We start from the raw sequence: 25,347 nt of genomic DNA on the forward strand, positions 1-25,347 counted from the left end.
GATTTTTATAGTTTGCGAATTGGGAATTATAGTTTGAAATCTTTTTTAATTTCTTTGATAGCTAAGTCAATTCTGTCTTTTAATGATTTGAAAACTTCCTTGATTTCCTTTCGCTTACCTTCGGCTTTTGACCAGGTCATTATTTGAAGATTTTCTTCGTATGCCATGTCCATTCCTAACAAATCTAGTGTAGGTTTAATTTTATGACAAGCAGCATAAGTTCTAGTATAATCTTTTTCTTCAATAGCAGTTTTTATTGACTTCATTTCAGCAGGTACTTCTTCTAAAAACAAAGTTACGATTTGCAAGGCAAACTCGGTATCATTTTCAGAAATTTCATACACTTTTGCAAGGTTATACTGTAAAGCCATACTATTTGATTTGAATTTTAAACATTGATTTATCTTCAATAAAACCTTCTAAAACATCACCTTCAACAACTTTAGCAACACCTTTAGGAGTACCTGTAAAAATGATATCTCCTTTTTTTAATGTGAAATATTGTGAAACATGAGCGACTAACTCATCTATTTTCCACAACATTAGATTTGTGTTACCAACTTGAACGGAATGACCATTTGATTTTAACTCAAAGTTAATATTTTCTACAGAAGAAAAATCTTTTTTCGACAAAAAGGCACCAATAACCGCTGAATGGTCAAATGATTTTGCTTTCTCCCAAGGCAAGCCCTTTTCTTTTAACTTACTTTGAACATCTCTTGCCGTAAAATCGATTCCTAATCCAATTTCTTCATAATATTTATGTGCAAATTTTGGACTGATATATTTTCCGACTTTACAAATTTTTACTAAAATTTCGACTTCATGATGCACATCATCACTAAAAGCCGGTATTACAAATGGTGTTTTCTTTGGCAAAACCGCTGTATCAGGTTTCATGAAAATTACAGGTTCTGTAGGTTTTTCATTGTTTAATTCCGAAATATGGTCAGCGTAATTACGCCCAATGCAGATTATTTTCATTTTTTTTTAGTGATTAGTAAATAGTGAAAAGTAATTAGCAAACATGAAACTATTCACTAATTACTTTTCACTAATCACTCTATTTTGTGTTTAACTTTCTCAATTTAATAGCCGTCAAAACTTTTTTAGTATATAACGGAAAATCAGCGTTTTGAATCCAACCGAAATAACCTGGTTCTTTATCAAAAACATCATCGACCAAAGCTCCTTTGTGTTTTCCGAAGGTAAAAATTTCCTTACCTTCATTATTCAAGGCAATGAATCCTGCAAAGTCAACTGATTTTTTTCGTGTTGTAAATTCAGATAACGATTTCATATCATTTTCTAAATTATCATAACGATCTAATTGCGATTTTAAGATTTCGTAGGTTGCCATCGTATCCGCTTCAGCACTATGTGCATTTTCTAAACTTTGCCCACAATAGAATTTATAAGCCGCACTCAACGTTCTTTCTTCCATTTTATGGAAAATGGTTTGTACATCGACAGAAACTCGGTTTTTCATATCAAAGTCAACTTCGGCACGCAATAATTCTTCTGCTAAAAGCGGAATATCAAATCTATCGGAATTAAACCCAGCCAAATCAGAATCTTTAATCATGTTATGAACTTGGGTTGCTAATTCTTTGAAAGTTGGTTCATTAGCTACTTTTTCATCGGTAATTCCGTGCACAGCAGTAGTTTGTGGCGGAATTGGAATCGTAGGATTTACCAACCAAGTTTTACTTTCTTTATTTCCGTTGGGATATACTTTAAATATTGAGATTTCAACTATTCGGTCTCTTGCTACATCAATTCCAGTGGTTTCAAGGTCGAAAAAGCAGATTGGGCGTGTTAATTTTAATTCCATAGCGATTTTATATAGGACAAAGATAGAAAAACCCGACAGCTTTTAAAAACTATCGGGTTTACTTATAAATTTATTTCAAATTAAAAATCTCTATTAACATCAAAAGCTTCTAAGTAATCTGCAACGCGTTTCACGAAACTTCCTCCTAACGCTCCATCAACAACTCTGTGATCATAAGAGTGTGATAAGAACATTTTTTGACGGATTCCAATGAAATCACCTTCTGGAGTTTCAATAACAGCTGGCACTTTTCTAATCGCTCCTAAAGCTAAAATACCTACTTGTGGTTGATTGATAATTGGAGTTCCAAAAACAGAACCAAAAGTTCCCACATTCGTAACTGTATAAGTTCCACCTTGAGTATCGTCTGGTTTTAATTTTCCTGCTTTAGCTCGGTTTCCTAAATCATTTACTGCTTTCGCCATTCCAACTAAATTCAATTGGTCAGCGTTTTTAATTACAGGAACAATTAAGTTTCCGTTTGGTAAAGCTGCTGCCATTCCTAAGTTGATATTTTTACGTTTGATGATAAAATCACCATCAACTGAAATATTCATTCCTGGGAAATCTTTCAATGCTTTTGCTACCGCTTCCATAAAAATTGGTGTAAAAGTTAGCTTCTCACCTTCTCTCTTTTCGAAAGCATTTTTCACTTTATCTCTCCATTTTACGATGTTTGTTACATCAACTTCAATGAAAGACTGAACGTGAGCCGAAGTTTGTACCGAAGCTACCATGTAACCCGAAATCAACTTACGCATTCTGTCCATTTCCACAATCTCGTCACCACCATTTACAGAAACTAGAACAGCTTGAGCTGCTGGAGCTGGAGTTGCTTTTGGAGTCGCCGCTGGTGTCGCCACAACTGCAGGCTGACTTACTCTATTTTTGATATAATTTAATAAATCTTCTTTATTAACACGCCCATCTTTACCAGAACCAGCAATTGCCTCTAATTCAGCTAAAGAAATTCCTTCTTCTTTTGCAATATTTTTAACTAAAGGTGAAAAGAATTTTTCTGATGCTGAAAAATCAGCTGGAGCAACAGTTTCTTTTGCTACTTCCACTGCTTTTGCTACTTCTGCAACTGCAACCGGAGCGTCTGCTTTAACTTCTGGAGTTGATGCAACATCACCACCTTCGGTTTCGATAATAGCGATAGTTTGTCCAACTTGAACTACATCATCGGTATTAAATAAAATTTCAACAAGTGTTCCTGCAACTTCTGAAGGCACTTCGCTATCTACTTTATCAGTAGCGATTTCAAGTACTGCTTCGTCCATTTCAATTTTATCACCAACTTTTTTTAACCAGTTGGTTACGGTTGCTTCTGCAACACTTTCACCCATTTTAGGTAATTTCAATTCAAACTTTGCCATATCTTTAAACTAAAGTTGTGTTTTTGTATTTGGTTTGCAAAAATACTAATTTTTCGTTCGTTTTATAAAGAAATCAATAATTTTTTACAACAAAATTATTTGTCCTCTATCGTTCGAATTATTACTTCCAATTAGGTAATTCGAACTCGAAATGTAATTCTTAAAACTTAGATTATTACTCTTATTTAACTGCATAAAAGTAATAATTTCAGCAAAACTAAATGTCGTCGTATCGAATATTATTTCAATGTTTTTTTGAGGTTGATTTACAAATTGATTAAAATCAGCTAAATAAGTTGCTTTTTTTGATAGGTTCAACTCTAAATTTCCTTTTGAAAAAACGATATATTCATCAATAGTTCTAACTTCATTTTTTTGTTGATTCTTCTTCAAAAGACTAAAAACAAAACTTCCTACTTGCATCATCACATCAAAAAACCATGATTTTTTGAAATGTTTTTTATAGAAAAATTGCATCGCTTCACGGAAACGTTTCATATACGTACCATCTCGAACGGTGCTTTCTCCTTTGTAATGAATCACCGAAGTTTCGTGAAAATAATAATTCGATTTACCTGTTTTCAAAACCAAATAACTCAAATCGATATCATCCGAATACATAAAGCAATTTTCATCAAACCCACCGACTTCGATATACAATTCGCGCTTCATCACCATAAAAGCTCCAACCAAAATATCCACTTTCCCAGATTCGTTTTCCGATAAATGTTGCGCATAATATTTTCCGAAATAGCTCGAAATTTTATACAATCCAAAAATCTTTGTAAAAGCCACCCAAGGAGTTGGAACGCCACGTTTGCTTTCGGGAAGAAAATTTCCTGCGCCGTCTATTAATTTACAACCTATAATTCCGAGTTGGGAGTTACGAGTTGGGAGTTGGGAGTTTAAAATTTTAAAAAAAGTATCTTCCGCAACCACAGTATCAGGATTTAAGATACAAATGTATTCGCCTTTCGCTTGAGCAACTCCGATGTTATTTCCTTTTGGAAAACCTAAATTATCTTTATTTTCAATGAGTTTAATGTGCGGGAATTTGGTTTTCATCATTTCGCAACTATCATCAGACGAAGCGTTATCAATGACAATAATTTCGCCATCAATATCTTCAAGTGCTTTTTGAACACAAAGAACACACTGCTCTAAAAAATAGCGGACATTATAGTTGAGAATAATTACGGATAATTGCATGATTTATTGAGAATCTTTTTTGTTGTTCCAAAAATACACTAATTCGACCTTTTTATCTTTCTCAATAATCTTATAAAACAATGATGTTTGTTTGGATATAACTATTTTGTAAACATTTTTATGAATTTGACCAATTAAAGGATTAATCGATAATCTTTTTAAATTTTCATCAACTAATATGACAAAATCATCAACTTCTTTTTGATTCCATTTTAAAAAAATAAAATCAATTTCTTCCATGTAAGTTTCAACAGCTAAAGGAACCCAAACAACCTTATATTCCATTCAAAAAAGGATATTTCTTTTTCAAATTAAACATAACTTCTTCATGAGTAAAAACAAGACCTTTGTCTGCTTGTTCAATACCCAGCTCAATTGCTTTTTGTACATGTTCTGGCAATTGCTCCCAAGCATCATTACTCGCAATAACTTCACTTTTAGGAGTTACTTCGTAAGCTTCTGTTGGTTCTTCTATTTTATTTTTCTTTTTGGAAGTCATAAAATGCATTTTCACAAAGTTAGGAAATAATCTATAATCTTTAGTTACAATAAACTATTTTTGCATTTCTAAATTATATTATGAATTACTTATCAGTCGAAAATATCTCCAAATCTTATGGCGAACGTATTCTTTTTAAAGACGTTTCGTTTGGAATTAACAAAGATCAAAAAATAGCTTTTATCGCTAAAAACGGTTCGGGAAAAACCACCATTATGAACATGATTAATGGTTTAGACGAACCTGACACTGGTCAAGTAGTGATTCGAAAAGAAATCAACATGGCGTTTTTGTCGCAAAACAACAATTTGCAAGACGAATTAACCATTGAGGAAAATATTTTTGCTTCGGATAATGAAATTCTAAAAGTAATTGAACGCTACGAAAAAGCCTTAGAAAATCCGAATGATGAAGAAGCCTATCAAAGAGCTTTTGACGATATGGACCGACACAACGCTTGGGATTTTGAAACGCAATTCAAGCAAATTTTGTTCAAACTAAAGTTGGAAGACTTGAAAATGAAAGTCAAAAACATGTCGGGTGGACAAAAAAAGCGTCTTTCGTTAGCCATTATTTTAATTAGTAAACCTGACTTATTAATTTTAGACGAGCCAACCAACCATCTTGATTTAGAGATGATTGAATGGTTAGAAGATTATTTTGCTAAAGAAAACATTACATTGTTTATGGTAACTCATGACCGTTTCTTTTTGGAACGTGTTTGTAACGAAATTATAGAATTAGACAACGGAAAAATATACCAATACAAAGGCAATTATTCGTATTATTTAGAGAAAAAAGAAGAACGTTTGGCTTCTGAAAATGCGAGTATCGACAAAGCACAAAACTTATTCGTAAAAGAATTGGCTTGGATGCGTCGTCAACCTAAAGCTAGAACGACCAAATCGAAATCGCGTCAAGATGATTTTTACGTGATTAAAGAAAAAGCGGAAAGCCGAAGAAAAGAAAATGTGGTAGAGCTCGAAATCAACATGGAACGCATGGGAAGCAAGATTATCGAAATGGTAAAATTGAACAAAGACTTTCCTGACAGAACCATTTTAAAAGATTTCAGCTATTCGTTTCAACGTGGCGAACGTATTGGAATTATTGGCAAAAACGGAACAGGAAAATCGACTTTCTTAAACATTTTAACCCAAACGATTCAACCTGATTCGGGTAAAGTGATTATTGGCGATACGATTAAAATTGGCTATTACACCCAAAGTGGTATCAATCCAAAACCGGGACAAAAAGTCATCGATATTATCAAAGAATATGGCGAATATATTCCGTTGACGAAAGGAAAAATTATTTCGGCTTCGCAATTATTGGAACGCTTTTTATTTGATGCGAAAAAACAATACGATTTCGTAGAAAAATTAAGTGGTGGTGAGTTAAAACGTTTGTATTTATGTACCGTTTTAATTCAAAATCCGAATTTCTTGATTTTGGACGAACCAACGAATGATTTAGATATTGTAACTTTGAATGTATTAGAAAGTTTCCTTTTAGATTATCCTGGTTGTTTGTTAGTGGTGAGTCACGATAGATACTTTATGGATAAAATTGTAGATCACTTATTTGTTTTTAGAGGTGAAGGCGAGATTGAAGATTTCCCTGGAAATTATTCGGATTTTAGAAGTTATGAAGATTCGGCTGAACCAAAAAATTTAAATTCGGTTAGTACTGAAAAAGTAAGTTGGAAAGAAAAAAACACTGCTTCTGCGGGTTTGAATTTCAATGAACAAAAGGAATTCAATAAATTAGAACGCGAAATCAAAGATTTAGAATACAACAAAAAACAAATCGAACAAGAATTCGCCGACGGAAAAGTTTCCGACGATAAGATTGAAGCAAAAGCCAACGAATTGCAAAAAATTATTCAGTCTTTAGAAGAAAAAGAAGAACGCTGGTTTGAGTTATCGAGTAAAATGGAATAAAAAAGTAATTAGTGAATAGCCAGACTAATTACTATTCACTTTTCACTAATCACTATAAATGCAACACATAATTAAATCATACCTGAAATTCCTTTTCCATTCCAAAAACGAACATGGAATACATTCGCCATTTGTGTTTGATTTGGTTACGAAATGTTTTTATGACAACACAAAATATCCAGAATACGAAGCAATAAAATCCTACCGAAAATCGCTTTTAGAAAACAAAAACACAATTGAAGTTACTGATTTTGGTGCGGGTTCACGAGTTTTTAAATCGAATACAAGAGAAATTTCAAAAATTGCACAAACCGCCGGAATTACTCCAAAAAATGCGGAATTGCTTTTTAGAATTGTTCGCTATTTTCAACCTAAAAGTATTTTAGAAATTGGTACATCATTAGGTTTGGCCACTTCAGCACTTTCTTTGGCAAATGAAAATACAAAAATTATCACTTTAGAAGGTTGCCCAAATACAATGGCTACTGCAAAAAAAATGTTTCAAGTTTCAAGTTTCAAGTTTCCCAATAATGCTGTTGATTTTGTAAACACTGAATTTAATTTGTTTTTTGAGAACCTGAAACCCCAAATCTTCGATTTGGTTTATTTCGATGGCAATCATTCCAAAAAGGCGACTTTAGAGTACTTTGAAGCGTTACTTCCAACCATTTCAAATGATTCCGTTTGGATTTTTGATGACATTCATTGGTCCGCCGAAATGGAAGAAGCTTGGGAAATCATAAAAAATCATCCAAAAGTTTCCGTTACGATTGATACCTTTCAATGGGGAATCTTATTCTTTAGAGCCGAGCAAGTGAAAGAACATTTCATTATCAATCCTAATAAAACGATTAGTTCACACTTGTTTGAAAGAATTCGTTTTTAGTTGTAACAAATTCCTTTCTTTTTCTACTTATAATAGAATTCGGAATTTAAAACTTCTGAAATCATTATTCGTTAATCAACATTCTACATTCAAAATGGCAAATCCGTTAATCAAAATAACCAATATCAAAAGAGATTTTCCTTTAGGAAACGAAATCGTGTATGTGTTAAAAGGTATCGATTTAGAAATAAACAAAGGCGAATATGTAGCGTTGATGGGACCTTCAGGTTCTGGAAAATCAACGTTGATGAACATTTTAGGTTGTTTAGACACACCAACTTCAGGAACTTACATTTTGAACGGAAAACACGTAAGTGAAATGCAAGACGATGAATTGGCAGGCATTCGTAATAAAGAAATTGGATTCGTTTTTCAAACGTTCAACTTAATGCCTAGAACAACGGCTTTGGATAATGTAGCTTTACCAATGGTTTATGCGGGTCATTCCAAATCAGAACGTGTGGAACGTGCTACTGAAGTATTAACACAAGTAGGTTTGAATGACAGAATGGATCACAAACCGAATCAACTTTCAGGTGGTCAACGTCAACGTGTTGCGGTAGCGAGAGCTTTAGTTAACAAGCCTTCTATCATTTTAGCCGATGAACCAACTGGAAACTTAGACAGTAAAACTTCTGTTGAAATTATGAATTTATTAAACGAAATTCACGCCAATGGAAACACGGTAATCTTAGTAACTCACGAAGAAGACATTGCCGCTTACGCACACCGAATCATTCGTTTACGAGACGGACTTATTGAAAGTGATACACAAAATCCAAATATTAAAAAATAAGCAAAATACATATTTTTTAAACCTGTCTCGATTTCGAATCCTGACAGGTTTTTTCTTGAAATCCTTTTCAAATTATTACCTTTGCTCAAAATTGCCAAAATGACTTTTTCCGACTACTCTAAAGAATTTTCACATAACTTAAAACTTGCCTACCCTATTATTTTAGGAATGTTAGGCCATACCGTTGTGGGAATTGTAGATAATATCATGGTAGGAAAATTAGGTCCTACTGAATTAGCTGCGGTGTCTTTAGGAAACAGCTTTGTTTTCATTGCCATGTCATTAGGAATTGGATTTTCAACCGCAATTACACCTTTAGTTGCCGAATCCGATGGAAAAAATGATGTAGCAGGTGGTCGTTCTGCGTTTCATCATGGATTGTATTTGTGTACGATTTTAGGTGTAGCTTTATTTACGCTAATTTTCTTTTCGAAACCATTAATTGCTTACATGGGGCAACCCGAAGCGGTTGTGGTTATGGCAAAACCGTATTTAGATATCGTAGGTTTTTCGTTGATTCCTTTAATTATGTACCAAGCGTACAAACAGTTTGCCGACGGTTTGAGCGAAACGAAATATTCAATGTGGGCAACCATTATTGGAAATATTACTAATGTGATTATCAACTATTTTCTAATTTACGGAATTTGGATTTTCCCAAAATGGGGGATCGTTGGAGCGGCTGTAGGAACTATCGCTTCTCGTTTTGTGATGTTGGGTTTTATGCATTATATGATGAATCTAAAACCAAAATTCCATCCGTATTTTAAAGGTTTTAGCTTAAAAGAAATTAAAAAAGAAGTCAACCAAAAAATCATTAAAATCGGAATGCCTTCTGCCATGCAAATGTTCTTTGAAGTCGCATTATTTACTGGAGCTATTTGGTTATGCGGAATGATTGGAACGACTAGTCAAGCAGCGAATCAGATTGCATTGAGTTTGGCTTCGTTAACCTTTATGTTTGCCATGGGATTAAGCGTTACCGCAATGATTCGTATAGGAAATCAAAAAGGATTAGAAGATTATGTTACTTTACGAAAAGTTGCAATTTCCATCTTCTTATTAACGATAATAATTGAAGTGGTGTTCGCGCTTTTATTTGTGGTATTACACACCAGTTTACCGTATATTTTCGTAGATATCGACGATGTGAAAAACCTAACCGAAAACTTAGAAGTAATCGCAATTTCAGCAAACTTACTATTAGTTGCTGCTGTTTTTCAAATCTCAGATGGTTTACAAGTTGTAGTTTTAGGAGCACTTCGTGGTTTGCAAGATGCTAAAATTCCGATGTATATTACGTTTGTAGCGTATTGGGTAATTGGTTTTCCAATATCGATTTACTTAGGATTAGAAACCGAATTAAAAGCCGTTGGCGTTTGGATTGGACTTTTAGCTGGATTAACCGCTGCTGCATTATTTTTGTATATTCGCTTTAATTACTTAACGAAAAAATTGATTAAAAATTAATAACGTACAGACAAGTCATTGACTTGTCTCAATTAAATATAAAAAACATGAACTTACCAAAATTTGTTATCGGAGATAATACCGATTTTCCAGAAGATATTTTCGTAATCCATTTAGAATATCCAAGATTCGTAATCAATTTAAAAGATGACGAAGTAGAATTTTTAGAAGACATCGAAGAAGAAGACGAAAAAGAATTAGAATCTGAAATGGAACATTTAATTACCATTGCCGGAGAATTCTACGATAGAGAAATTGAACGTTACGAACAGGAATAGTGTTCAGTAAAAAGTGTTCAGTAAAAAGTGTTCAGATTTAGAATAAAAGCTAATTACTAATCACTTTTCACTAATTACTCTTTATTAAAATACTGTTCCAACAAACTCATAGCTGCTGCAAAAGGTGAAATTTCATTGTTTTGCACGGCTTTTTTGTTTTCTTCTAATAGTTGCATGATATTCGGATGATTATAAAAATGCGATTTTAATTGTTCATTTATGGTTTCCATCATCCAAAATTGGTTTTGATTTTGACGCTTTTCTTCGAAATAATGATTTGCTTTTACCAATTCAAAATATTCGGAAATAATTCCCCAAATGTCATCAATTCCTGTTTTTTCATAAGCACTACAAGTCGTCACCTTCGGAATCCAACCCGAAGATTTTGCTGGAAATAAATGCAAGGCTCTATTGAATTCGGTTTTGGCTAATTTGGCTTTCGCAATATTATCGCCATCAGCTTTGTTGATTACGATAGTGTCTGCCATTTCCATGATACCACGTTTGATGCCTTGTAATTCATCGCCAGCACCTGAAATTTTCAACAACAAAAAGAAATCGACCATACTGTGAACGGCAGTTTCGCTTTGCCCTACTCCAACGGTTTCAATGATAATCGTATCAAATCCACATGCTTCACATAAAATAATAGTTTCACGGGTTTTTCTGGCAACTCCGCCTAACGTATCACCCGAAGCACTTGGTCGAATATAAGCATTTTCATCTTTTACCAATTCTTCCATACGAGTTTTATCGCCCAAAATACTTCCATGACTGATAGACGAACTTGGGTCAACCGCTAAAACAGCAACTTTCTTTCCGATGGAAGTCAAATATTTTCCAAAAGCTTCTATAAATGTACTTTTTCCAACACCAGGAACACCTGTAATTCCAACACGAACCGAATGATTCGCATGTGGCAAACAACCTTTAATTACTTCATTTGCTTTGGCTAAATGTTCAGGATTAGTGCTTTCAACCAAAGTAATAGCACGACTCAAAGCAGTTTTATCTCCTTTTAAAATTCCAGCAATCAGCTCTTCTGCCGAAGGTTGTTTTCTTCGGAATTGTTGAATTTGACTAGCCACAACGGCACTCAACGTTTCGGGTTGTTCCACGCCGTGAATTTCTGAAAGTGCCGATTTTTTATTTGGTGTTTTCAAAAGGAATTTTGCTTTGTGTAAAAATACAAAAAATGTAGGAATATAAAACATCGAAATCTTCGGGTTTAATTACCTTTGTAATCTTGATTTTAGGAAATGGAAAACATCATTCTATTGTTTTTATGTTTGATTTTGGGCGTTGCGCTTCAAAAAGTGTCGCAATTTCCTAAAAATGCCTATCAAAGTTTGAATCAATACGTGATTTACGTTTCGCTTCCGGCTTTGGCGTTATATTATATTCCGAAAATCACAATTTCACTCGCTTTACTTTATCCGTTAGGAATTGCGTGGTTAGGTTTCGGATTATCGTTTGTGTTTTTCTATACTTTGGGAACGTATTTCAAATGGTCGAAAAAGTTAATTGGATGTTTAATTTTGACCGGTGGATTGAGTAATACTTCTTTCGTAGGATTTCCAATTATCGAAGCTTTATATGGTGCAGATGGATTAAAAACCGCCATAATCGTTGACCAACCCGGTTCATTCGTAGTCGTAACGACTTTAGGTATTTTAGTGGCTGCCAGTTTTTCAAGAGGTAATTTGAGTACTTCTGAAATCGTATTGAAAATTGTAAAGTTCCCACCTTTTATTGCGTTTACGATTGCACTTTTCTGTACCATATTCACTTTAGAATTTCCAGAAGCGTTGCAAAACTCTTTCCTTCGAATTGGAAATACGGTAACTCCAGTCGCTTTGGTAGCCGTTGGATTGCAATTAAAAATTGATACACGAAGTAAACATTGGTCTTTTTTAACTTTAGGATTATTTTTCAAATTGATTTTGATGCCCGCTTTTTTCTACATGTTATACAAAATCGTATTGAACGGAAAAGGGTTAGAAATCGATGTTTCTATTATGGAATCTGCCATGGCTCCGATGATTACGGGTGCAATCTTAGCCTCCAATTACGGATTAAAACCGAAATTAAGTAGCATGATGATTGGAATTGGAATTCCGTTGTCGTTGATTACTATTGCGTTTTGGTATTGGGTTTTGAGTTTGTAGCACAAAGTTGCTCAAAGTTTTGCACGAAGTTACGCTATGTCTTACTTTGCGAACCTTGCGAAAACTTTGCGACATTGCGGTTAAATTCTGTGTCCCAAAAAACATAAAATTAATTATCTTTACACTTCAATTGTACACTATGAATCCTGAAATATTACTTGCGCTTGAAAACATTGTAGGTTCGGCTTATATTTTTACTGATGAAGCTACTCGTAAAACCTATGGTCACGACGAAACGGAAGACTTGAGTTTTCCGCCACATGTTGTTGTGAAACCTGCCAATACGGAAGAAGTTGCGCAAATTTTAAGAGTTTCGAATACGTATAAAATTCCGACAACGCCAATTGGTGCGCGTACGGGATTGAGCGGTGGTGCTTTATCAATTTATGGTGGCATTGGGATTTCAATGGAACGCTTCAATCAGATTATTGAAATTGATGAACAAAATTTGCAAGTTACAACTCAACCTGGCGTAATTACGCAAGTTTTACGTGAAGCTGTGGCCGAAAAAGGCTTGTTTTATCCCGTAGATCCGAGTAGTATGGGAAGCTGTTTTATTGGTGGAAACATTGCCGAGAATTCAGGTGGTGCAAGAGCTTTGAAATATGGCGTTACCAAAGATTATGTCCTGAATTTAGAAGTCGTTTTACCAACAGGTGATGTTATTTGGACAGGAGCTAATACCTTAAAAAACTCAACGGGTTACAACCTAACGCAATTAATGGTTGGTAGTGAAGGAACTTTGGGCATCGTGACAAAAATTGTATTGAAATTATTACCTCAAAACAAACATAACGTTTTACTTTTAGTTCCGTTTTATAAAGCGGAGCAAGCGTGTGAAGCGGTTTCAGCCATTTTTAGAGCCGGAATTGTACCAAGTGCTTTAGAGTTTATGGAACGCGATGCGATTGATTGGACATTGAAATTTGTCGATGGATTGAATGTGGAAGTCAAAGATAACGTTCAAGCGCATTTGTTGATTGAAGTAGATGGTAATTATCCAGAAATTTTGATGCAAGAAGCCGAACAAATTTTGGCAGTTGTAGAACAATTTGAAATCGACGAAGTATTATTTGCCGATACCGAAGAACAAAAAAATGCACTTTGGAAAATGCGTCGCTCTGTAGCGGAAGCGGTAAAATCGAATTCCATTTACAAAGAAGAAGATACGGTGGTTCCAAGATATGAATTGCCTAAATTACTAAAAGGAATTAAAGAAATTGGTACTAAATATGGTTTTCAATCCGTTTGTTATGGACATGCGGGCGATGGCAATTTGCACGTCAACATCATCAAAGGCAACATGACCGATGACAATTGGAAAACCGAAGTGCCAAAAGGAATTCGTGAGATTTTTGAATTGACGGTTGGTTTAAAAGGAACACTTTCTGGCGAACACGGTATTGGTTTAGTACAAAAAAACTACATGGATATTGCCTTTTCAAAAGTACATTTGGAATTAATGGAACGCATCAAAGCTATTTTTGACCCCAATAATGTGTTGAATCCTGGGAAAATTTTTCCGGATGGGGAATAAATAGTTCTAATAATTTTATAGAAATTAGCTTCTTTTAAAGCCTAATTTTATAAAACCATTTTCCATTTCCATCTCTATAAATAATAATTCATTTACAAATGAATATTTTAACTCATCTTTTTTTTCTTCTTCATCAATCAGTATTAATTTATTATTAGATTTATCTAATTGATATTTACCTTTTATACTATCCATCATTGGAAAATTCATAGTAAAGTTACCTTTGCCATCAAAAACATAGGTTATTGGAAAAATTAATAGGTCTGACATTTTTTTAAAATTATCAGCTTCATTTTTACGTGAAGAATCCTTATAAGAAATTGAATCAGTACTTTTATTAAAATAAGCTATTTCGTCTTCATAGGAAATTACCTTCCAGCTGCCTTTAATGTCTTGAGATTGACAATTAAACCCTAAGATTACTATAATTAAAAGGAAAATTTTTCTCATACTATAATTACTATATATTTTATATTACTTTCCCAAAAACTCCGCCAAATTTGCATCAGCATTTTTGAATGTTGGAGCTTGTTCATCAATCCTTGCCACGCGTTTTTTATTTAATTTCATGGTAATATCGGCTTCGGTAGTGAATAACAAAGCGGATAAAAACGGATTGTTGATGTGCGGAATTAGTTCAGCTTCTAAATCGTCTAATTTGCAAATTTTTATTAATTCTTGCTTTTCAGTTGTGTAAATTTTATACGTCATCGACAATTTCAAGATATTGTCTTCCACGATGGTTTTTACGTAAATGTTTTGTAATTCGGGTTTTCCTACGGTTTTGGCAAGCGTTAATTTCGCAAAAGTTCCATCCGCAATACTGGCTCTAACTTGGTTGAAAAATTCGGTATAAGTGATGTTATTTTCGTTCATGTTATAATGCTAAAGCTTTTACAATTTTTTCATCAAAAATCATAGAAAACAATTTATTATCCTTGTCTTTATTTAAAAATTTCCATTGGTTTTTAGTCAATTCGTCAGCAACAGCAATTAAGGTTGAACGCATTTCAATACGAAACGTATTTGTTGCTTTATCATAGGTCACTTTTTCAGCATTCATTGACGATTTAAAAATATTAGTCATAGATTCCGCATCTTCCATTGGCTCATTAAATTTCATTGTCATCACATTATTATGATCAATAAGACAAAACGTCTTCCCTTCAATTTTCTTGATTTCACCAAATGAAAAATTAGGTTCTACTTCCACCAACTTAATTGAGAATTGTTCGTTTTCCATCATTTGTGCAAACATTGCCTTCATTTGATCTTTTGAAATGATATCAAATACTTTTGGATAAGTAGTTTCAAAAATTGCATCAAAATTCAGACTCACACCAGCTTTGTATGATTTAATTGCTTCGGTTTTTAAAGAAGCTATATCTTGTGCTAAAAGTGTAATAGATTGAAAAAGAAACAATGCGAAAAATAGAATTCTTGTTTTCATTTTGAGTGTTTTAATTTTTACCAAATATAAAAAATCCCCAACTACTTTTAGGTAATTGAGGAAAGTTTATTGCAAATAGTATTTTATTTAAAACACTCTGACTAAATTAAATCCAAAAGCAATTTCTCCTTTTGACCAATCGCCTACTGTTTGCCCTAAATAACCTGTTTCGTGCATGGCTTGTGCATTTGTAAAATGCATTTGAAATACGTGTCCACCAGTTTCTAAGTCAACTCCAATTGATAACGGATTTTTGTAATTTGATTGCGAAGCTCTATTTAAATGTGCAGCATAATCAACATTTACAGACCATCGACTTGTTAATTTATATCGTCCGCCAAGACCAACAGCAAATTGTGTATTATCTTGTGGATTGGGTAAAATCACTGCATTATTTTCGTCTAAGATATCGCGTAATGTATTTTCGTGAAAAACACTTGGCGCAATTTCTAAAGATAATTTATCTGAAAATTTTCTGGAAATTAGTACTTGAGCTACATAGCTTAATCTATTTTCAAATTTTAAATTTGGATAATCCTCTTCTTTTAATTCAGAATTAATTGCCACACTATTAAATCCTACTATAGTTACCGGAAACCCATTTTCTTTTTGCGCATACAATCGATACTTTGCTGCTAAATCATATGTTTCCTGAAAACCACTTCTGCCAATATGAAGTGTTAACCAATCGTTTACACCATATAAAAATTTTAACTGCGTGTTTGCATTGTCTAATCCAAAAAAATCATCAAATCCTTTATCGATAAATCCAAATCGGTGTGCTACAATGAAATAAAAATCACCTTTTGCAGCAAGCTTTGTAGATTCTAAATTCACTATTTTTAGCGATTTGAATGCCGATTCTACCGTTACATCTGTTGCCGTTGTATCTATTTCACTTAACAAATCATCTTGGGCATTCATTAATAACGGAAAAGCAAATAGTATGACTGTTTTCCAAATTTTTCCTTTTCTAAATAGCATAAATTTTAAATTTCGTTTAATTTACAATTACTTTTTTCCAAGATTTTTCAGCATCATTTTGAAGTTCTAAAAGATAAACACCTGTTTCTAATCCAGAAACATTTACTTCTGTATTATTTGCATTATCACTTACTTCAATTGATTTAACAAAAGCTCCTGTAATTGTATATACGTTAACTTTAGTAATATTGGTTTTAGCAATAATCGTAAAATTTCCATTACTTGGATTAGGATATAATTGTGAATCATTTAAAGAGAAACTTTCTGTACCAAGCGTAAAAGTTCTATCCAATGAAACATCTCTATTGGTTCCACCATGATAAGCTAATCCGTATGTTGCAGAACTCATTCGAGCCCAAGCAAAGTCGATAGATGTATCACTAAAATTGAATGTAAAATCATTTGCATCACCAGTATTAAAAGCTCTTGTTGCAACAATTGTTCTTAAACCAACACTTGGCGAATTATTCAAATTTGAAGTAATTGTCCAGTTATTTGTTGCATCTGTAGTAGGAGTTGAACCTATCCCAACATGTCTTGCATCAACTAATGTAACATTATCCCAATACACTAAATCTGAACCAGCTGCCATTCCACCAGTGAATGAACCAAATTGGAGTGCAAACCATCTATCATTTGGTCCAGTTAAAGATAAAGTTGCCGTTGAAGTTCCGTTATCAAGCGTTAATGTTGCCGCCATATTTGTAGACAAAGTAACAACACCTGTGGATTTTTGCTGGGCACTTAAAAGTGAAACTCCAATTAGTAATAATAAAGTAATTTTGTTTTTCATAGCTAATTATTTTAAAAGATTAATAATTTCTTCATTTTTAGTAAAAACAGCATATTCAAAAGCTGATTTTCCTTCTTTATCTAACAATAATTTGTTAGCATTGTGTAGCAATAATAATTTAACAATTGAAATGTTTTTAAATTGGGCAGCGTACATTAATGCAGAAATTCCGGCTTCATTTGTTAAATCAGGATTTGCACCACTTTTAAGCAGCAATTCTGTCATTTTCAGATTTCCCTTAACCGTAGCTGCCATTAAAGCAGTTCCTTCGGAAGATAAAAAATCTACATTTGCATTATTATCAATCAAAAATGTAACCATCTCAATATTTCCGCTGTAGCATGCTAAAATCAAAGGCGAAAATCCATGTTGATTTATCTCATTAATACTATTTGGCTTTTCTGAAATCCATTGCCGAGCTTCTTCAACTGTACCTTTTCGAGCTATATTAAAGAATGTATTCTCTTGAGAAAAACAATGACAAAACGTACATAGTATAATCAATAAAACATATTTCATATTATTCAACAATTGAACATTCATCCATTTTAAATTCTCCTAATAAATCATCATATCCAATAAATCTACCTTTTAGTTTTATAGAATCATTTACTTTTAAAGTAGTATTTTTTTCTTTTATAATTGCTGATAATGAAGTATCAACTGTTAGAATATTATTTGTTAAATCTAAACTGCTAATTTTTCCGTAGATGATGATAGTTTTATCAAGATATTTAGCATTTGCAAGGCTATCGCTTTTATCATAATCATTTTTTAAATCAACAACAGAAACAGCAAACGATTCCTTTTCACTTGAGATATCACGATGATTTTTATAAATATAATTATACAACAATAATGCAAAAATTATTACAAAAAAACCAAAAATTAACAACTTTTTTTTCATTTTTTCAATTTTAAACCTATAAAATTAACAATTTTATTTGTATATACAAGTTAATTTTTTATTTTTGTTACATAAAAAACGCTATGAAAAACAAAATTTATTTAATCATTTTATCAGGATTTGCAACACTTTCAAGCTGCACTACCGATAGCCTTTCAGATTTGGGAGAACCAAATAACACATCAGAAGTTACTTACACTTCGACCATAAAGTCAATCATTAACAACAATTGTATTATGTGTCATGGAGATGTTCCTACAAATGGAGCCCCAATGTCTTTAACCACATACGAAAATGTAAAAGATGCGGTTTTGACTCGTAATTTATTAGATAGAATTTCTCGAACTGAAGGAACATCTGGCGCTATGCCGTTTGGCGGACCAAGACTACCTCAAAACGATATTAATACAATTTCAGAATGGATTGATGCTGATTTTCCACAATAAAAATAAGACAATGAAAATAACATTATTAATTCCGATACTTTTTCTTAGCTTTTCAATTATTGCTCAAGAAAAAATAATTACCAAAAATGGTACAATATCATTTGAAGCTTCTGTACCAGCATTTGAAGAAGTTAAGGCTAAAAACACAGGTGTTTCATGTGTATTAAACACAAAAACAGGCGAAATCGCTTCATTAGCTTTAATGAAAGGTTTCAAATTTAAAGTAGCATTAATGGAAGAGCATTTTAATGAAAATTATGTTGAAAGTGCAAAATATCCAAAAGCAACATTTAAGGGGAAAATTGAAAACTTTGATATTTCTAAAATTACAACTACAGTTCAAAATTACACATTGAAAGGAAAACTTGAACTTCATGGGAAAACGAAAGATATTTCTGTAATTGCTAAAATCAGAAAAACCAATGAAGGAATTGAAATTAGTTCAAACTTTTCTGTTAATAGCGATGACTTCGCCATTGAAATTCCGAGTGTTGTTAGTAAAAAAGTTTCAAAAAAAGTAAATGTTTCTTTAGATTTCTTACTCAAATAAATTATTTTCTTACTTTTACAGAACAAAAATCTATTCAAATGAAAAAATTAACAAAAATTGCATTCGCATTTATATTACTAGCGGGTGTTTCTATCAATGCTCAAACAGCATTAAAAAAAGGTTCTGTAACTTATAAAATGAGCTTAACTGGAAATGACGAAGCTGCAGCAATGATGGGCGAAAGCACAATATCTGTTCATTTTGATGAAAAAAATCAAGCAACAGATATGAACATGATGGGCGGAATGATGATGATGAAAACTATTACTCCTGTTGGAAATCTTAAAGATTCTAAAATGGCGATTGAAGTAATGGGTATGAAGTATGAAATTATTGAAGTAGGCGAAGAAGCTTTAAAAGCTAACAAAGGGTTAGGAAATTTAGAAAACGCTTTAGAAGTTAGTTACGACAAAAAAGACACTAAAGAAATTGCTGGTTTTAAATGTTATAAAGCTACTGTAAAAATGAACGATGGAACATCAAGTGACTTTTATATTACTGATGCAATTGCACCTCAACAAACTAAAGATGATGCAAAAGTAAAACTTACAGGATATCCATTAGAAGTGAAAGTAAAAACTGAACAAGGAGAAATGTTAATGACAGCGACTTCTTTTTCTAAAGAGTTACCTAAAGATTGTTTTACAATTGGAGAAGGTTATACAAAAGTAACTATGGAAGAATTCCAAAAACAAATGGGTGGTATGTAATACTTACCAAAAAATATCAAAAAAAAAAGACATCTTAATAGATGTCTTTTTTTTTGATCAATAGTCAAAATACGCACTTTTTAATTTAAAAAAAATGAATTTTAAAACAACAATCCCAGTAAACACTGGAAAAAAAAATTAAAAATGTACAGAAAATCTGTAACAGACTCTAAAAATGGTTTTGTAATTTAGTACTACAAAATAAGACAAAATACAACTATCATATTTTATTTAAAATACTTCTTTGTAGACTTTAGGGGTAGAGTTTGCAAATAAAAAATCCCAATCTTTCGATTGGGATTTTCTTTTTATGCATTACTTCGTTAAGTACATTTTTCTTCTTGCGTACAAATCGTAGAATTGATCGTCTTTTAAATCGTCTATGAATAAGATGCTTTCTCCGGTTGATTTCATTTCTGGCCCTAATGCTTTGTTTACATTTGGAAACTTACTGAAAGAGAAAACGGGTTGCTTAATCGCATATCCTTTTAATTGTGGATTGAAAGTAAAATCGGTTACTTTATTGTGACCTAACATTACTTTTGTTGCATAATTTACATACGGTTCGCCATATGCTTTTGCAATAAACGGCACCGTACGAGATGCTCTTGGATTTGCTTCAATAATATAAACTGTATCGTCTTTTATCGCAAACTGAATATTAATTAAACCAACCGTTTGTAATGCTCTTGCGATTTTTTCGGTGTGGTCTTTGATTTGTTGCATTACAAATTCGCCCAAGTTAAACGGAGGCAAAGTTGCGTTACTATCGCCCGAATGCACTCCACAAGGCTCAATGTGTTCCATAATTCCTATAATGTACACATTTCCATCAGCATCGCAAATAGCATCAGCTTCAGCTTCGATAGCACCATCTAAATAATGGTCTAATAGTAATTTATTTCCAGGAATCGATTTTAATAAATCAATTACATGTTCTTCTAATTCTTGCTTGTTGATGACAATTTTCATTCCTTGCCCACCCAATACATACGAAGGACGAACTAATAATGGAAAGTCTAACGTATCTGCTAATACCGAAGCTTCTTCCGCACTTTCTGCAATTCCAAACTTAGGAAATGGTATATTTAATTCGGTTAATAAATCTGAGAAACGCCCTCTATCTTCGGCTAAATCCAAAGCATCGAATGAAGTTCCTAAAATTTTGATTCCGTATTTTGCTAATTTTTCAGCTAATTTCAAGGCTGTTTGTCCACCTAACTGAACGATTACACCTTCTGGTTTTTCGTGTTGGATGATATCGTAAATATGTTCCCAAAAAACAGGCTCGAAATACAATTTATCTGCCGTATCAAAATCGGTAGAAACCGTTTCTGGATTACAGTTAATCATGATGGTTTCGTAACCACATTCTTTCGCAGCTAAAACACCGTGAACACAAGAATAATCGAACTCAATTCCTTGTCCAATTCTATTTGGTCCCGAACCTAAAACAACTACTTTTTTCTTATCGGTAACGATACTTTCGTTGTGAACGTATTTGGTTCCGTCTGCTTTTTCAATTTCAGCTTCAAAAGTCGAGTAGAAATAAGGAGTTATCGCTTTAAATTCTGCTGCACACGTATCTACTAATTTGTACACACGCTTAATATTTTGGTCTTCACGCAATTTATACACTTGACTTTCCAAACAACCCATCATGTGGGCAATTTGGCGGTCTCCGTATCCTTTTTGCTTCGCTTCTAAAAGCAATTCTCTTGGTAATGTATCTACTTTATAATTCGAAATTTCTCTTTCTAAATGGAATAATTCTTCATATTGCTTTAAGAACCACATGTCGATTTTAGTAATCTCATGAATTCTGCTTAACGGAATTCCCATCGCGATGGCGTCATAAATTACGAAAACTCGGTCCCAACTCGCGAAAGTTAATTTTTCGATGATTTGTTCGTAGTTTTTATAACCTTTTCCGTCTGCTCCTAACCCATTACGTTTGATTTCTAACGACTGAGTAGCCTTGTGAAGCGCTTCTTGGAACGAACGTCCAATTCCCATCACTTCTCCTACCGATTTCATTTGAAGTCCTAACGTACGGTCTGAACCTTCAAATTTATCGAAGTTCCATCTTGGTATTTTAACGATTACATAATCTAACGTTGGTTCAAATAAAGCCGAAGTTGATTTTGTAATTTGATTTTGTAATTCATCTAAGTTGTATCCTAAAGCTAATTTCGATGCGATTTTAGCAATTGGGTAACCCGTAGCTTTTGATGCTAAAGCCGAAGAACGAGATACACGTGGATTGATTTCTATCGCCACGATATCTTCTTTATCATCAGGTGAAACTGCGAATTGTACGTTACAACCTCCAGCAAAATTTCCGATAGAGCGCATCATTAAAATCGCCATATCACGCATTTTTTGGAATGTTGTATCTGATAAAGTCATCGCAGGTGCCACTGTAATCGAATCTCCAGTATGGATTCCCATTGGGTCCATATTTTCAATCGTACAGATGATAACTACGTTGTCGTTACTATCGCGTAATAATTCTAATTCGTATTCTTTCCAGCCCATTAAAGCCTTATCAATCAAGACTTCGTGAATTGGAGATGCTTCTAAACCATAGGTTAAAGCACCGTCAAAATCTTCTTTTTTGTACACAATTGCTGCTCCAGTTCCTCCTAATGTAAACGAAGGACGGATTACCAATGGAAAACCAAACTCCTGAGCAATTTCTTTTCCTTGTAAGAAAGAGTTAGCCGTTTTAGCTGGTGCTTGCGGAATTCCGATTTTATTTAATAAGTTTTTGAATTGCTCTCTATCTTCGGTGATATTGATGGCATTGATATCTACACCAATTAATCTTACGTTGAAATCTTTCCAAATTCCTTTTTCATCTGCTTCAATACAAAGATTTAAAGCCGTTTGTCCTCCCATGGTTGGTAAAACAGCATCAATTTGTGGATGTGCTTTTAGGATTTCAATAATAGATTTTGTGGTAAGCGGTTTTAAGTAAACATGATCGGCCATGGTTGGGTCGGTCATAATGGTTGCAGGGTTTGAGTTAATCAAGATAACTTCAATTCCTTCTTCTCTTAATGAACGAGCTGACTGAGAACCTGCGTAGTCAAATTCGCAAGCTTGACCAATAACAATAGGTCCTGATCCAATAATTAATACCGATTTGATTGTTGTGTCTTTAGGCATTTTTTGTTGTTTTGTTGTTGTGGGTTGTAGTTATAATGCGAATATAAAATTACTAATTTTCAAAGGTTTACATCAGAATGAGCTTTAAAACTTATTAAATTTTATAAACAGTTTAAAAAAAAGCCGCTACTAATAAAAGTAACGGCTGATATATTGTTTTAAGCTAAAACATTATTTTTTGTGTCTTGGTTCGCAAGAAACAGTTAACTTATGTCTTCCTTTAGCTCTTCTACGAGCAAGCACTTTTCTTCCATTAGCAGAAGCCATTCTATCCATGAAACCGTGCTTATTTCTTCTTTTTCTTTTTGATGGTTGAAACGTTCTCTTACTCATTGTAGTATCTTTTAAAATCTATAAATAAAAATCTTTTTTAAAACTCATAGGTTTCCTATCCTGAAAACCGAGTGCAAATATACAAAGACTTTTTTCATTCGCAAGCACTTTTTTAAAAATATTTTTAATTCATTTTATTATCTTTGCAGTCAACAAATATACACTATAATGTTTCATAAAAATATCAAATTAGTTCTTGCCGCTTTAATTATAGCATTTGGAATTTATCAATTTACAGAAAGTAATATCGGAAATGGTATCTTTTTATTATTATTCTCTACTATTTTTATTTTCTTATACTTTAAAAACGAGTTTATTTTATTGGCTTTTTTAAAGTTACGAAAACAAGATTTTCCTGGAGCACAAAAATGGTTATCATACATTAAAAACCCTGAAGCTGCTTTGGTACAAAAACAACAAGGTTATTTTAATTACTTACACGGTTTAATGGTTTCGCAAACTAATTTAATTGAAGCTGAAAAATATTTCAAAAAAGCAATTGCTCTTGGTTTATCTATGGATCAAGATTTAGCTTTAGCTAAATTACAATTAGCTGGGATTGCTATGACGCGTAGAAGAAAAATTGAAGCTACTAACTTATTGAATGAAGCTAAGAAATTAGACAAACAAAATATGCTAAAAGATCAGATTAAAATGATGAAAGATCAAATGAAAAAAATGTAACTATTTCATTTTCAACACACAAAAGCACCTTTTAAGGTGCTTTTTTTGTTAGTTTAACGAGTTTTTTGTATTTCTTGCCGATTTTCTTACAGCTAATCAATTAGTTTTCATAGTTTTATATGTATAAAACAAGTAGATTATGAAACCGTTTTACTTGTATTTTTTTATATTATTTTATTCGTTTAGTTCTTTTGCGAATAAAGATTCTATTGTTTCTTTCTCAACTGCTGTTAAAAAAAACATTAAACAATATATAAGTTACAGCAATAAAGCCTATTCAAAAAAAGACTATATAAAAGCCACTTATTTATATGATTCATTAGTTTCTAATACATTAATAGGTACACAATTTGATGATTTTTCGTTTAAAAGAATTGGAAAAAAGAAATTACATTTGAGTTCTATTAAAATTCCAACCTTAATTTTTACTTATGCGTCTTGGTGTGTAATTGAAAAAGGAGAAATTCCGGCATTGAATAAAATGGCACAAGATTATAAAGGCAAAATTAAAATTGTTGTTATTTTTTGGGATAAGAAACAAAACATGAAAAAGATAGCTCGAAAATTTAATAGTCAAATTGAAGTTTGCTATGCGCATGAAAGTTATTCAAAAGATCAAGCGACCATAAAATTATTAAAAAAGACACTTGGTTTTCCTACGTCGTATTATTTAGATGCTTCAAGAACAGTAGTTTCAATTAAAAAAAGAAGTTCAAAACCATTGTATAAAATAGATTTTAAAACTTCGTTTGACAATTCTATAACTGCATTAAATACTGATATAAATTCTTTATTAATTGCCAATAGTTTAAACAAAACAAGATTAGCTACTCATTAATAACTTTATTTTCTTCCACATAGAAAACGGTTTTAGAGACGATTATAATGTTTTCATAGTCTCAACTCCTTTAATTACAATACAACTGGCTTTCTATGTGGATTTTTTATTTTTCCAAAAGCATTTTTCCAGCAATCAAAAGCAAGATAACACCAAAAATTTTCTTTAACATTTTTTGGTCTAAATTAACCGCCATTTTACTTCCAAAATACCCTCCAATAATAAAAAACACTGCAATTATCCCCACATAACGCCAATCGATATAACCTTCTTTGTGATAGGTATAAACCGCAATCGCCGTTACCGGAACAACTAAAACCGCTAAACTAGTTCCTTGGGCTTGGTGCTGATTAAATCCTAAAAGCAACACCAACAAAGGCACCATAATTACGCCGCCTCCTACTCCAACTAATCCGCTTAAGATTCCTGCTAAAACACCAATTAATACTAAAGATATAACTATTTGAATATCCATTGGGTGT

At 32.8% G+C, this 25,347-nt stretch carries 30 protein-coding genes; 12 read left to right on the forward strand and 18 right to left on the reverse strand.

From position 1 onward, the window contains the following. Positions 1-26: 26 nt before the first annotated feature. From M9Q43_RS05170 to M9Q43_RS05200, 7 genes are all read right to left on the reverse strand, one after another. A complete protein-coding gene (locus M9Q43_RS05170) occupies positions 27-371 on the reverse strand; it encodes an Hpt domain-containing protein (protein ID WP_262317896.1) in 345 nt (114 codons plus the stop codon). Position 372: 1 nt separating this feature from the next. Then, positions 373-984, reverse strand: a complete 612-nt coding sequence (locus tag M9Q43_RS05175) for a fumarylacetoacetate hydrolase family protein (RefSeq protein ID WP_262317897.1) — start codon at positions 982-984, stop codon at positions 373-375. Positions 985-1,063: 79 nt separating this feature from the next. Then, the gene (locus M9Q43_RS05180; RefSeq protein ID WP_262317898.1) at positions 1,064-1,834 is read right to left on the reverse strand and encodes a 3'-5' exonuclease; all 771 of its coding nucleotides are present in this window, start codon (positions 1,832-1,834) and stop codon (positions 1,064-1,066) included. 80 nt (positions 1,835-1,914) lie between these two features. Beyond that, on the reverse strand, positions 1,915-3,213 hold the full coding sequence (locus M9Q43_RS05185; protein WP_262317899.1) for a dihydrolipoamide acetyltransferase family protein: 1,299 nt from the start codon (positions 3,211-3,213) through the stop codon (positions 1,915-1,917). An 84-nt stretch (positions 3,214-3,297) separates the two neighbouring features. Continuing rightward, entirely contained in the window at positions 3,298-4,422 is a 1,125-nt protein-coding gene (locus M9Q43_RS05190; protein WP_262317900.1) for a glycosyltransferase family 2 protein, read from the reverse strand. 3 nt (positions 4,423-4,425) lie between these two features. Continuing rightward, positions 4,426-4,707 (reverse strand): type II toxin-antitoxin system RelE/ParE family toxin, encoded by a 282-nt coding sequence (locus tag M9Q43_RS05195; RefSeq protein ID WP_262317901.1) that lies wholly within the window; start codon positions 4,705-4,707, stop codon positions 4,426-4,428. Further along, positions 4,697-4,921 carry a hypothetical protein gene (locus M9Q43_RS05200; protein WP_262317902.1) on the reverse strand — a complete coding sequence of 75 codons (225 nt, stop codon included), beginning with the start codon at positions 4,919-4,921 and terminating at the stop codon, positions 4,697-4,699. The genes M9Q43_RS05195 and M9Q43_RS05200 overlap by 11 nt, the downstream gene beginning before the upstream one ends. Positions 4,922-5,001: 80 nt before the next feature. Between M9Q43_RS05200 and M9Q43_RS05205 the strand changes: the two genes are divergently transcribed. The 5 genes from M9Q43_RS05205 (at position 5,002) to M9Q43_RS05225 (ending at position 10,294) form a co-directional block, all read left to right on the forward strand. Next, positions 5,002-6,864, forward strand: coding sequence for an ABC-F family ATP-binding cassette domain-containing protein (locus M9Q43_RS05205; protein ID WP_262317903.1), 1,863 nt, complete (start codon positions 5,002-5,004; stop codon positions 6,862-6,864). 58 nt (positions 6,865-6,922) lie between these two features. After that, positions 6,923-7,750: an O-methyltransferase gene (locus tag M9Q43_RS05210; protein ID WP_262317904.1), complete on the forward strand. Its 828-nt coding sequence runs from the start codon at positions 6,923-6,925 to the stop codon at positions 7,748-7,750. Between the two features lie 94 nt (positions 7,751-7,844). Beyond that, the gene (locus tag M9Q43_RS05215; protein ID WP_262317905.1) at positions 7,845-8,546 is read left to right on the forward strand and encodes an ABC transporter ATP-binding protein; all 702 of its coding nucleotides are present in this window, start codon (positions 7,845-7,847) and stop codon (positions 8,544-8,546) included. A 99-nt stretch (positions 8,547-8,645) separates the two neighbouring features. Next, a complete protein-coding gene (locus M9Q43_RS05220) occupies positions 8,646-10,016 on the forward strand; it encodes an MATE family efflux transporter (protein WP_262317906.1) in 1,371 nt (456 codons plus the stop codon). Between the two features lie 47 nt (positions 10,017-10,063). After that, the gene (locus M9Q43_RS05225; RefSeq protein WP_008253940.1) at positions 10,064-10,294 is read left to right on the forward strand and encodes a hypothetical protein; all 231 of its coding nucleotides are present in this window, start codon (positions 10,064-10,066) and stop codon (positions 10,292-10,294) included. 74 nt (positions 10,295-10,368) lie between these two features. On the opposite strand, the gene meaB is transcribed toward M9Q43_RS05225, so the two are convergent. Further along, positions 10,369-11,508, reverse strand: a complete 1,140-nt coding sequence (gene meaB / locus M9Q43_RS05230; protein WP_262317907.1) for a methylmalonyl Co-A mutase-associated GTPase MeaB — start codon at positions 11,506-11,508, stop codon at positions 10,369-10,371. A gap of 45 nt (positions 11,509-11,553) precedes the next feature. Between meaB and M9Q43_RS05235 the strand changes: the two genes are divergently transcribed. Continuing rightward, the gene (locus M9Q43_RS05235; RefSeq protein WP_262317908.1) at positions 11,554-12,462 is read left to right on the forward strand and encodes an AEC family transporter; all 909 of its coding nucleotides are present in this window, start codon (positions 11,554-11,556) and stop codon (positions 12,460-12,462) included. Positions 12,463-12,601: 139 nt separating this feature from the next. Next, the gene (locus M9Q43_RS05240; protein WP_262317909.1) at positions 12,602-13,999 is read left to right on the forward strand and encodes an FAD-binding oxidoreductase; all 1,398 of its coding nucleotides are present in this window, start codon (positions 12,602-12,604) and stop codon (positions 13,997-13,999) included. A 24-nt stretch (positions 14,000-14,023) separates the two neighbouring features. Here M9Q43_RS05240 and M9Q43_RS05245 read toward each other — a convergent pair whose 3' ends face one another. From M9Q43_RS05245 to M9Q43_RS05275, 7 genes are all read right to left on the reverse strand, one after another. Further along, positions 14,024-14,449 carry a hypothetical protein gene (locus M9Q43_RS05245; protein ID WP_262317910.1) on the reverse strand — a complete coding sequence of 142 codons (426 nt, stop codon included), beginning with the start codon at positions 14,447-14,449 and terminating at the stop codon, positions 14,024-14,026. A gap of 24 nt (positions 14,450-14,473) precedes the next feature. After that, positions 14,474-14,875, reverse strand: a complete 402-nt coding sequence (locus tag M9Q43_RS05250) for a hypothetical protein (protein ID WP_262317911.1) — start codon at positions 14,873-14,875, stop codon at positions 14,474-14,476. 1 nt (position 14,876) lies between these two features. Beyond that, positions 14,877-15,449 (reverse strand): hypothetical protein, encoded by a 573-nt coding sequence (locus M9Q43_RS05255; RefSeq protein ID WP_262317912.1) that lies wholly within the window; start codon positions 15,447-15,449, stop codon positions 14,877-14,879. An 87-nt stretch (positions 15,450-15,536) separates the two neighbouring features. After that, a complete protein-coding gene (locus M9Q43_RS05260) occupies positions 15,537-16,433 on the reverse strand; it encodes a DUF5777 family beta-barrel protein (RefSeq protein ID WP_262317913.1) in 897 nt (298 codons plus the stop codon). A 16-nt stretch (positions 16,434-16,449) separates the two neighbouring features. Further along, positions 16,450-17,226: a T9SS type A sorting domain-containing protein gene (locus tag M9Q43_RS05265; RefSeq protein WP_262317914.1), complete on the reverse strand. Its 777-nt coding sequence runs from the start codon at positions 17,224-17,226 to the stop codon at positions 16,450-16,452. Between the two features lie 6 nt (positions 17,227-17,232). Next, positions 17,233-17,769 (reverse strand): ankyrin repeat domain-containing protein, encoded by a 537-nt coding sequence (locus tag M9Q43_RS05270; RefSeq protein ID WP_262317915.1) that lies wholly within the window; start codon positions 17,767-17,769, stop codon positions 17,233-17,235. After that, positions 17,747-18,133, reverse strand: a complete 387-nt coding sequence (locus M9Q43_RS05275) for an OB-fold protein (RefSeq protein ID WP_262317916.1) — start codon at positions 18,131-18,133, stop codon at positions 17,747-17,749. The genes M9Q43_RS05270 and M9Q43_RS05275 overlap by 23 nt, the downstream gene beginning before the upstream one ends. Before the next feature lie 83 nt (positions 18,134-18,216). Here M9Q43_RS05275 and M9Q43_RS05280 point away from each other — a divergent pair, with 83 nt between their 5' ends. The 3 genes from M9Q43_RS05280 to M9Q43_RS05290 are packed head-to-tail and all read left to right on the forward strand — an operon-like array spanning position 18,217 to position 19,839. Continuing rightward, the gene (locus M9Q43_RS05280; protein WP_262317917.1) at positions 18,217-18,579 is read left to right on the forward strand and encodes a c-type cytochrome; all 363 of its coding nucleotides are present in this window, start codon (positions 18,217-18,219) and stop codon (positions 18,577-18,579) included. Between the two features lie 10 nt (positions 18,580-18,589). After that, entirely contained in the window at positions 18,590-19,129 is a 540-nt protein-coding gene (locus M9Q43_RS05285) for a YceI family protein (RefSeq protein ID WP_262317918.1), read from the forward strand. Positions 19,130-19,167: 38 nt separating this feature from the next. Then, positions 19,168-19,839 carry a hypothetical protein gene (locus tag M9Q43_RS05290; RefSeq protein WP_262317919.1) on the forward strand — a complete coding sequence of 224 codons (672 nt, stop codon included), beginning with the start codon at positions 19,168-19,170 and terminating at the stop codon, positions 19,837-19,839. Between the two features lie 315 nt (positions 19,840-20,154). Here the strand turns inward: M9Q43_RS05290 and carB are convergent, their stop codons facing one another. Together carB and rpmH are read right to left on the reverse strand one after the other, a co-directional pair. Further along, positions 20,155-23,010 (reverse strand): carbamoyl-phosphate synthase large subunit, encoded by a 2,856-nt coding sequence (gene carB, locus M9Q43_RS05295; RefSeq protein ID WP_262317920.1) that lies wholly within the window; start codon positions 23,008-23,010, stop codon positions 20,155-20,157. A gap of 171 nt (positions 23,011-23,181) precedes the next feature. Then, a complete protein-coding gene (gene rpmH / locus M9Q43_RS05300; protein WP_007136275.1) occupies positions 23,182-23,343 on the reverse strand; it encodes a 50S ribosomal protein L34 in 162 nt (53 codons plus the stop codon). A 168-nt stretch (positions 23,344-23,511) separates the two neighbouring features. Between rpmH and M9Q43_RS05305 the strand changes: the two genes are divergently transcribed. After that, positions 23,512-24,027, forward strand: coding sequence for a DUF2892 domain-containing protein (locus tag M9Q43_RS05305; protein WP_262317921.1), 516 nt, complete (start codon positions 23,512-23,514; stop codon positions 24,025-24,027). A gap of 139 nt (positions 24,028-24,166) precedes the next feature. Then, positions 24,167-24,865, forward strand: a complete 699-nt coding sequence (locus M9Q43_RS05310; RefSeq protein WP_262317922.1) for a TlpA family protein disulfide reductase — start codon at positions 24,167-24,169, stop codon at positions 24,863-24,865. Between the two features lie 106 nt (positions 24,866-24,971). Here the strand turns inward: M9Q43_RS05310 and M9Q43_RS05315 are convergent, their stop codons facing one another. Then, the gene (locus M9Q43_RS05315; RefSeq protein ID WP_262318012.1) at positions 24,972-25,340 is read right to left on the reverse strand and encodes a sulfite exporter TauE/SafE family protein; all 369 of its coding nucleotides are present in this window, start codon (positions 25,338-25,340) and stop codon (positions 24,972-24,974) included. Positions 25,341-25,347 lie beyond the last annotated feature (7 nt).

Source organism: Flavobacterium odoriferum, assembly GCF_025499515.1.
Classification (GTDB): domain Bacteria; phylum Bacteroidota; class Bacteroidia; order Flavobacteriales; family Flavobacteriaceae; genus Flavobacterium; species Flavobacterium odoriferum.

Bases quoted from the DNA above. Each gene is read 5' to 3' on its own strand.
- M9Q43_RS05285 (WP_262317918.1), top strand. From the start codon at position 18,590: ATGAAAATAACATTATTAATTCCGATACTTTTTCTTAGCTTTTCAATT.
- M9Q43_RS05305 (WP_262317921.1), top strand. From the start codon at position 23,512: ATGTTTCATAAAAATATCAAATTAGTTCTTGCCGCTTTAATTATAGCA.
- M9Q43_RS05180 (WP_262317898.1), bottom strand. From the start codon at position 1,834: ATGGAATTAAAATTAACACGCCCAATCTGCTTTTTCGACCTTGAAACC.
- rpmH (WP_007136275.1), bottom strand. From the start codon at position 23,343: ATGAGTAAGAGAACGTTTCAACCATCAAAAAGAAAAAGAAGAAATAAG.
- M9Q43_RS05310 (WP_262317922.1), top strand. From the start codon at position 24,167: ATGAAACCGTTTTACTTGTATTTTTTTATATTATTTTATTCGTTTAGT.
- M9Q43_RS05250 (WP_262317911.1), bottom strand. From the start codon at position 14,875: ATGAACGAAAATAACATCACTTATACCGAATTTTTCAACCAAGTTAGA.
- M9Q43_RS05185 (WP_262317899.1), bottom strand. From the start codon at position 3,213: ATGGCAAAGTTTGAATTGAAATTACCTAAAATGGGTGAAAGTGTTGCA.
- M9Q43_RS05210 (WP_262317904.1), top strand. From the start codon at position 6,923: ATGCAACACATAATTAAATCATACCTGAAATTCCTTTTCCATTCCAAA.
- M9Q43_RS05190 (WP_262317900.1), bottom strand. From the start codon at position 4,422: ATGCAATTATCCGTAATTATTCTCAACTATAATGTCCGCTATTTTTTA.
- M9Q43_RS05280 (WP_262317917.1), top strand. From the start codon at position 18,217: ATGAAAAACAAAATTTATTTAATCATTTTATCAGGATTTGCAACACTT.
- M9Q43_RS05205 (WP_262317903.1), top strand. From the start codon at position 5,002: ATGAATTACTTATCAGTCGAAAATATCTCCAAATCTTATGGCGAACGT.
- M9Q43_RS05200 (WP_262317902.1), bottom strand. From the start codon at position 4,921: ATGACTTCCAAAAAGAAAAATAAAATAGAAGAACCAACAGAAGCTTAC.
- M9Q43_RS05265 (WP_262317914.1), bottom strand. From the start codon at position 17,226: ATGAAAAACAAAATTACTTTATTATTACTAATTGGAGTTTCACTTTTA.
- M9Q43_RS05220 (WP_262317906.1), top strand. From the start codon at position 8,646: ATGACTTTTTCCGACTACTCTAAAGAATTTTCACATAACTTAAAACTT.
- M9Q43_RS05270 (WP_262317915.1), bottom strand. From the start codon at position 17,769: ATGAATGTTCAATTGTTGAATAATATGAAATATGTTTTATTGATTATA.
- M9Q43_RS05255 (WP_262317912.1), bottom strand. From the start codon at position 15,449: ATGAAAACAAGAATTCTATTTTTCGCATTGTTTCTTTTTCAATCTATT.
- M9Q43_RS05170 (WP_262317896.1), bottom strand. From the start codon at position 371: ATGGCTTTACAGTATAACCTTGCAAAAGTGTATGAAATTTCTGAAAAT.
- M9Q43_RS05215 (WP_262317905.1), top strand. From the start codon at position 7,845: ATGGCAAATCCGTTAATCAAAATAACCAATATCAAAAGAGATTTTCCT.
- carB (WP_262317920.1), bottom strand. From the start codon at position 23,010: ATGCCTAAAGACACAACAATCAAATCGGTATTAATTATTGGATCAGGA.
- M9Q43_RS05245 (WP_262317910.1), bottom strand. From the start codon at position 14,449: ATGAGAAAAATTTTCCTTTTAATTATAGTAATCTTAGGGTTTAATTGT.
- M9Q43_RS05225 (WP_008253940.1), top strand. From the start codon at position 10,064: ATGAACTTACCAAAATTTGTTATCGGAGATAATACCGATTTTCCAGAA.
- M9Q43_RS05260 (WP_262317913.1), bottom strand. From the start codon at position 16,433: ATGCTATTTAGAAAAGGAAAAATTTGGAAAACAGTCATACTATTTGCT.
- M9Q43_RS05235 (WP_262317908.1), top strand. From the start codon at position 11,554: ATGGAAAACATCATTCTATTGTTTTTATGTTTGATTTTGGGCGTTGCG.
- meaB (WP_262317907.1), bottom strand. From the start codon at position 11,508: ATGTTTTATATTCCTACATTTTTTGTATTTTTACACAAAGCAAAATTC.
- M9Q43_RS05240 (WP_262317909.1), top strand. From the start codon at position 12,602: ATGAATCCTGAAATATTACTTGCGCTTGAAAACATTGTAGGTTCGGCT.
- M9Q43_RS05175 (WP_262317897.1), bottom strand. From the start codon at position 984: ATGAAAATAATCTGCATTGGGCGTAATTACGCTGACCATATTTCGGAA.
- M9Q43_RS05290 (WP_262317919.1), top strand. From the start codon at position 19,168: ATGAAAAAATTAACAAAAATTGCATTCGCATTTATATTACTAGCGGGT.
- M9Q43_RS05275 (WP_262317916.1), bottom strand. From the start codon at position 18,133: ATGAAAAAAAAGTTGTTAATTTTTGGTTTTTTTGTAATAATTTTTGCA.
- M9Q43_RS05195 (WP_262317901.1), bottom strand. From the start codon at position 4,707: ATGGAATATAAGGTTGTTTGGGTTCCTTTAGCTGTTGAAACTTACATG.
- M9Q43_RS05315 (WP_262318012.1), bottom strand. From the start codon at position 25,340: ATGGATATTCAAATAGTTATATCTTTAGTATTAATTGGTGTTTTAGCA.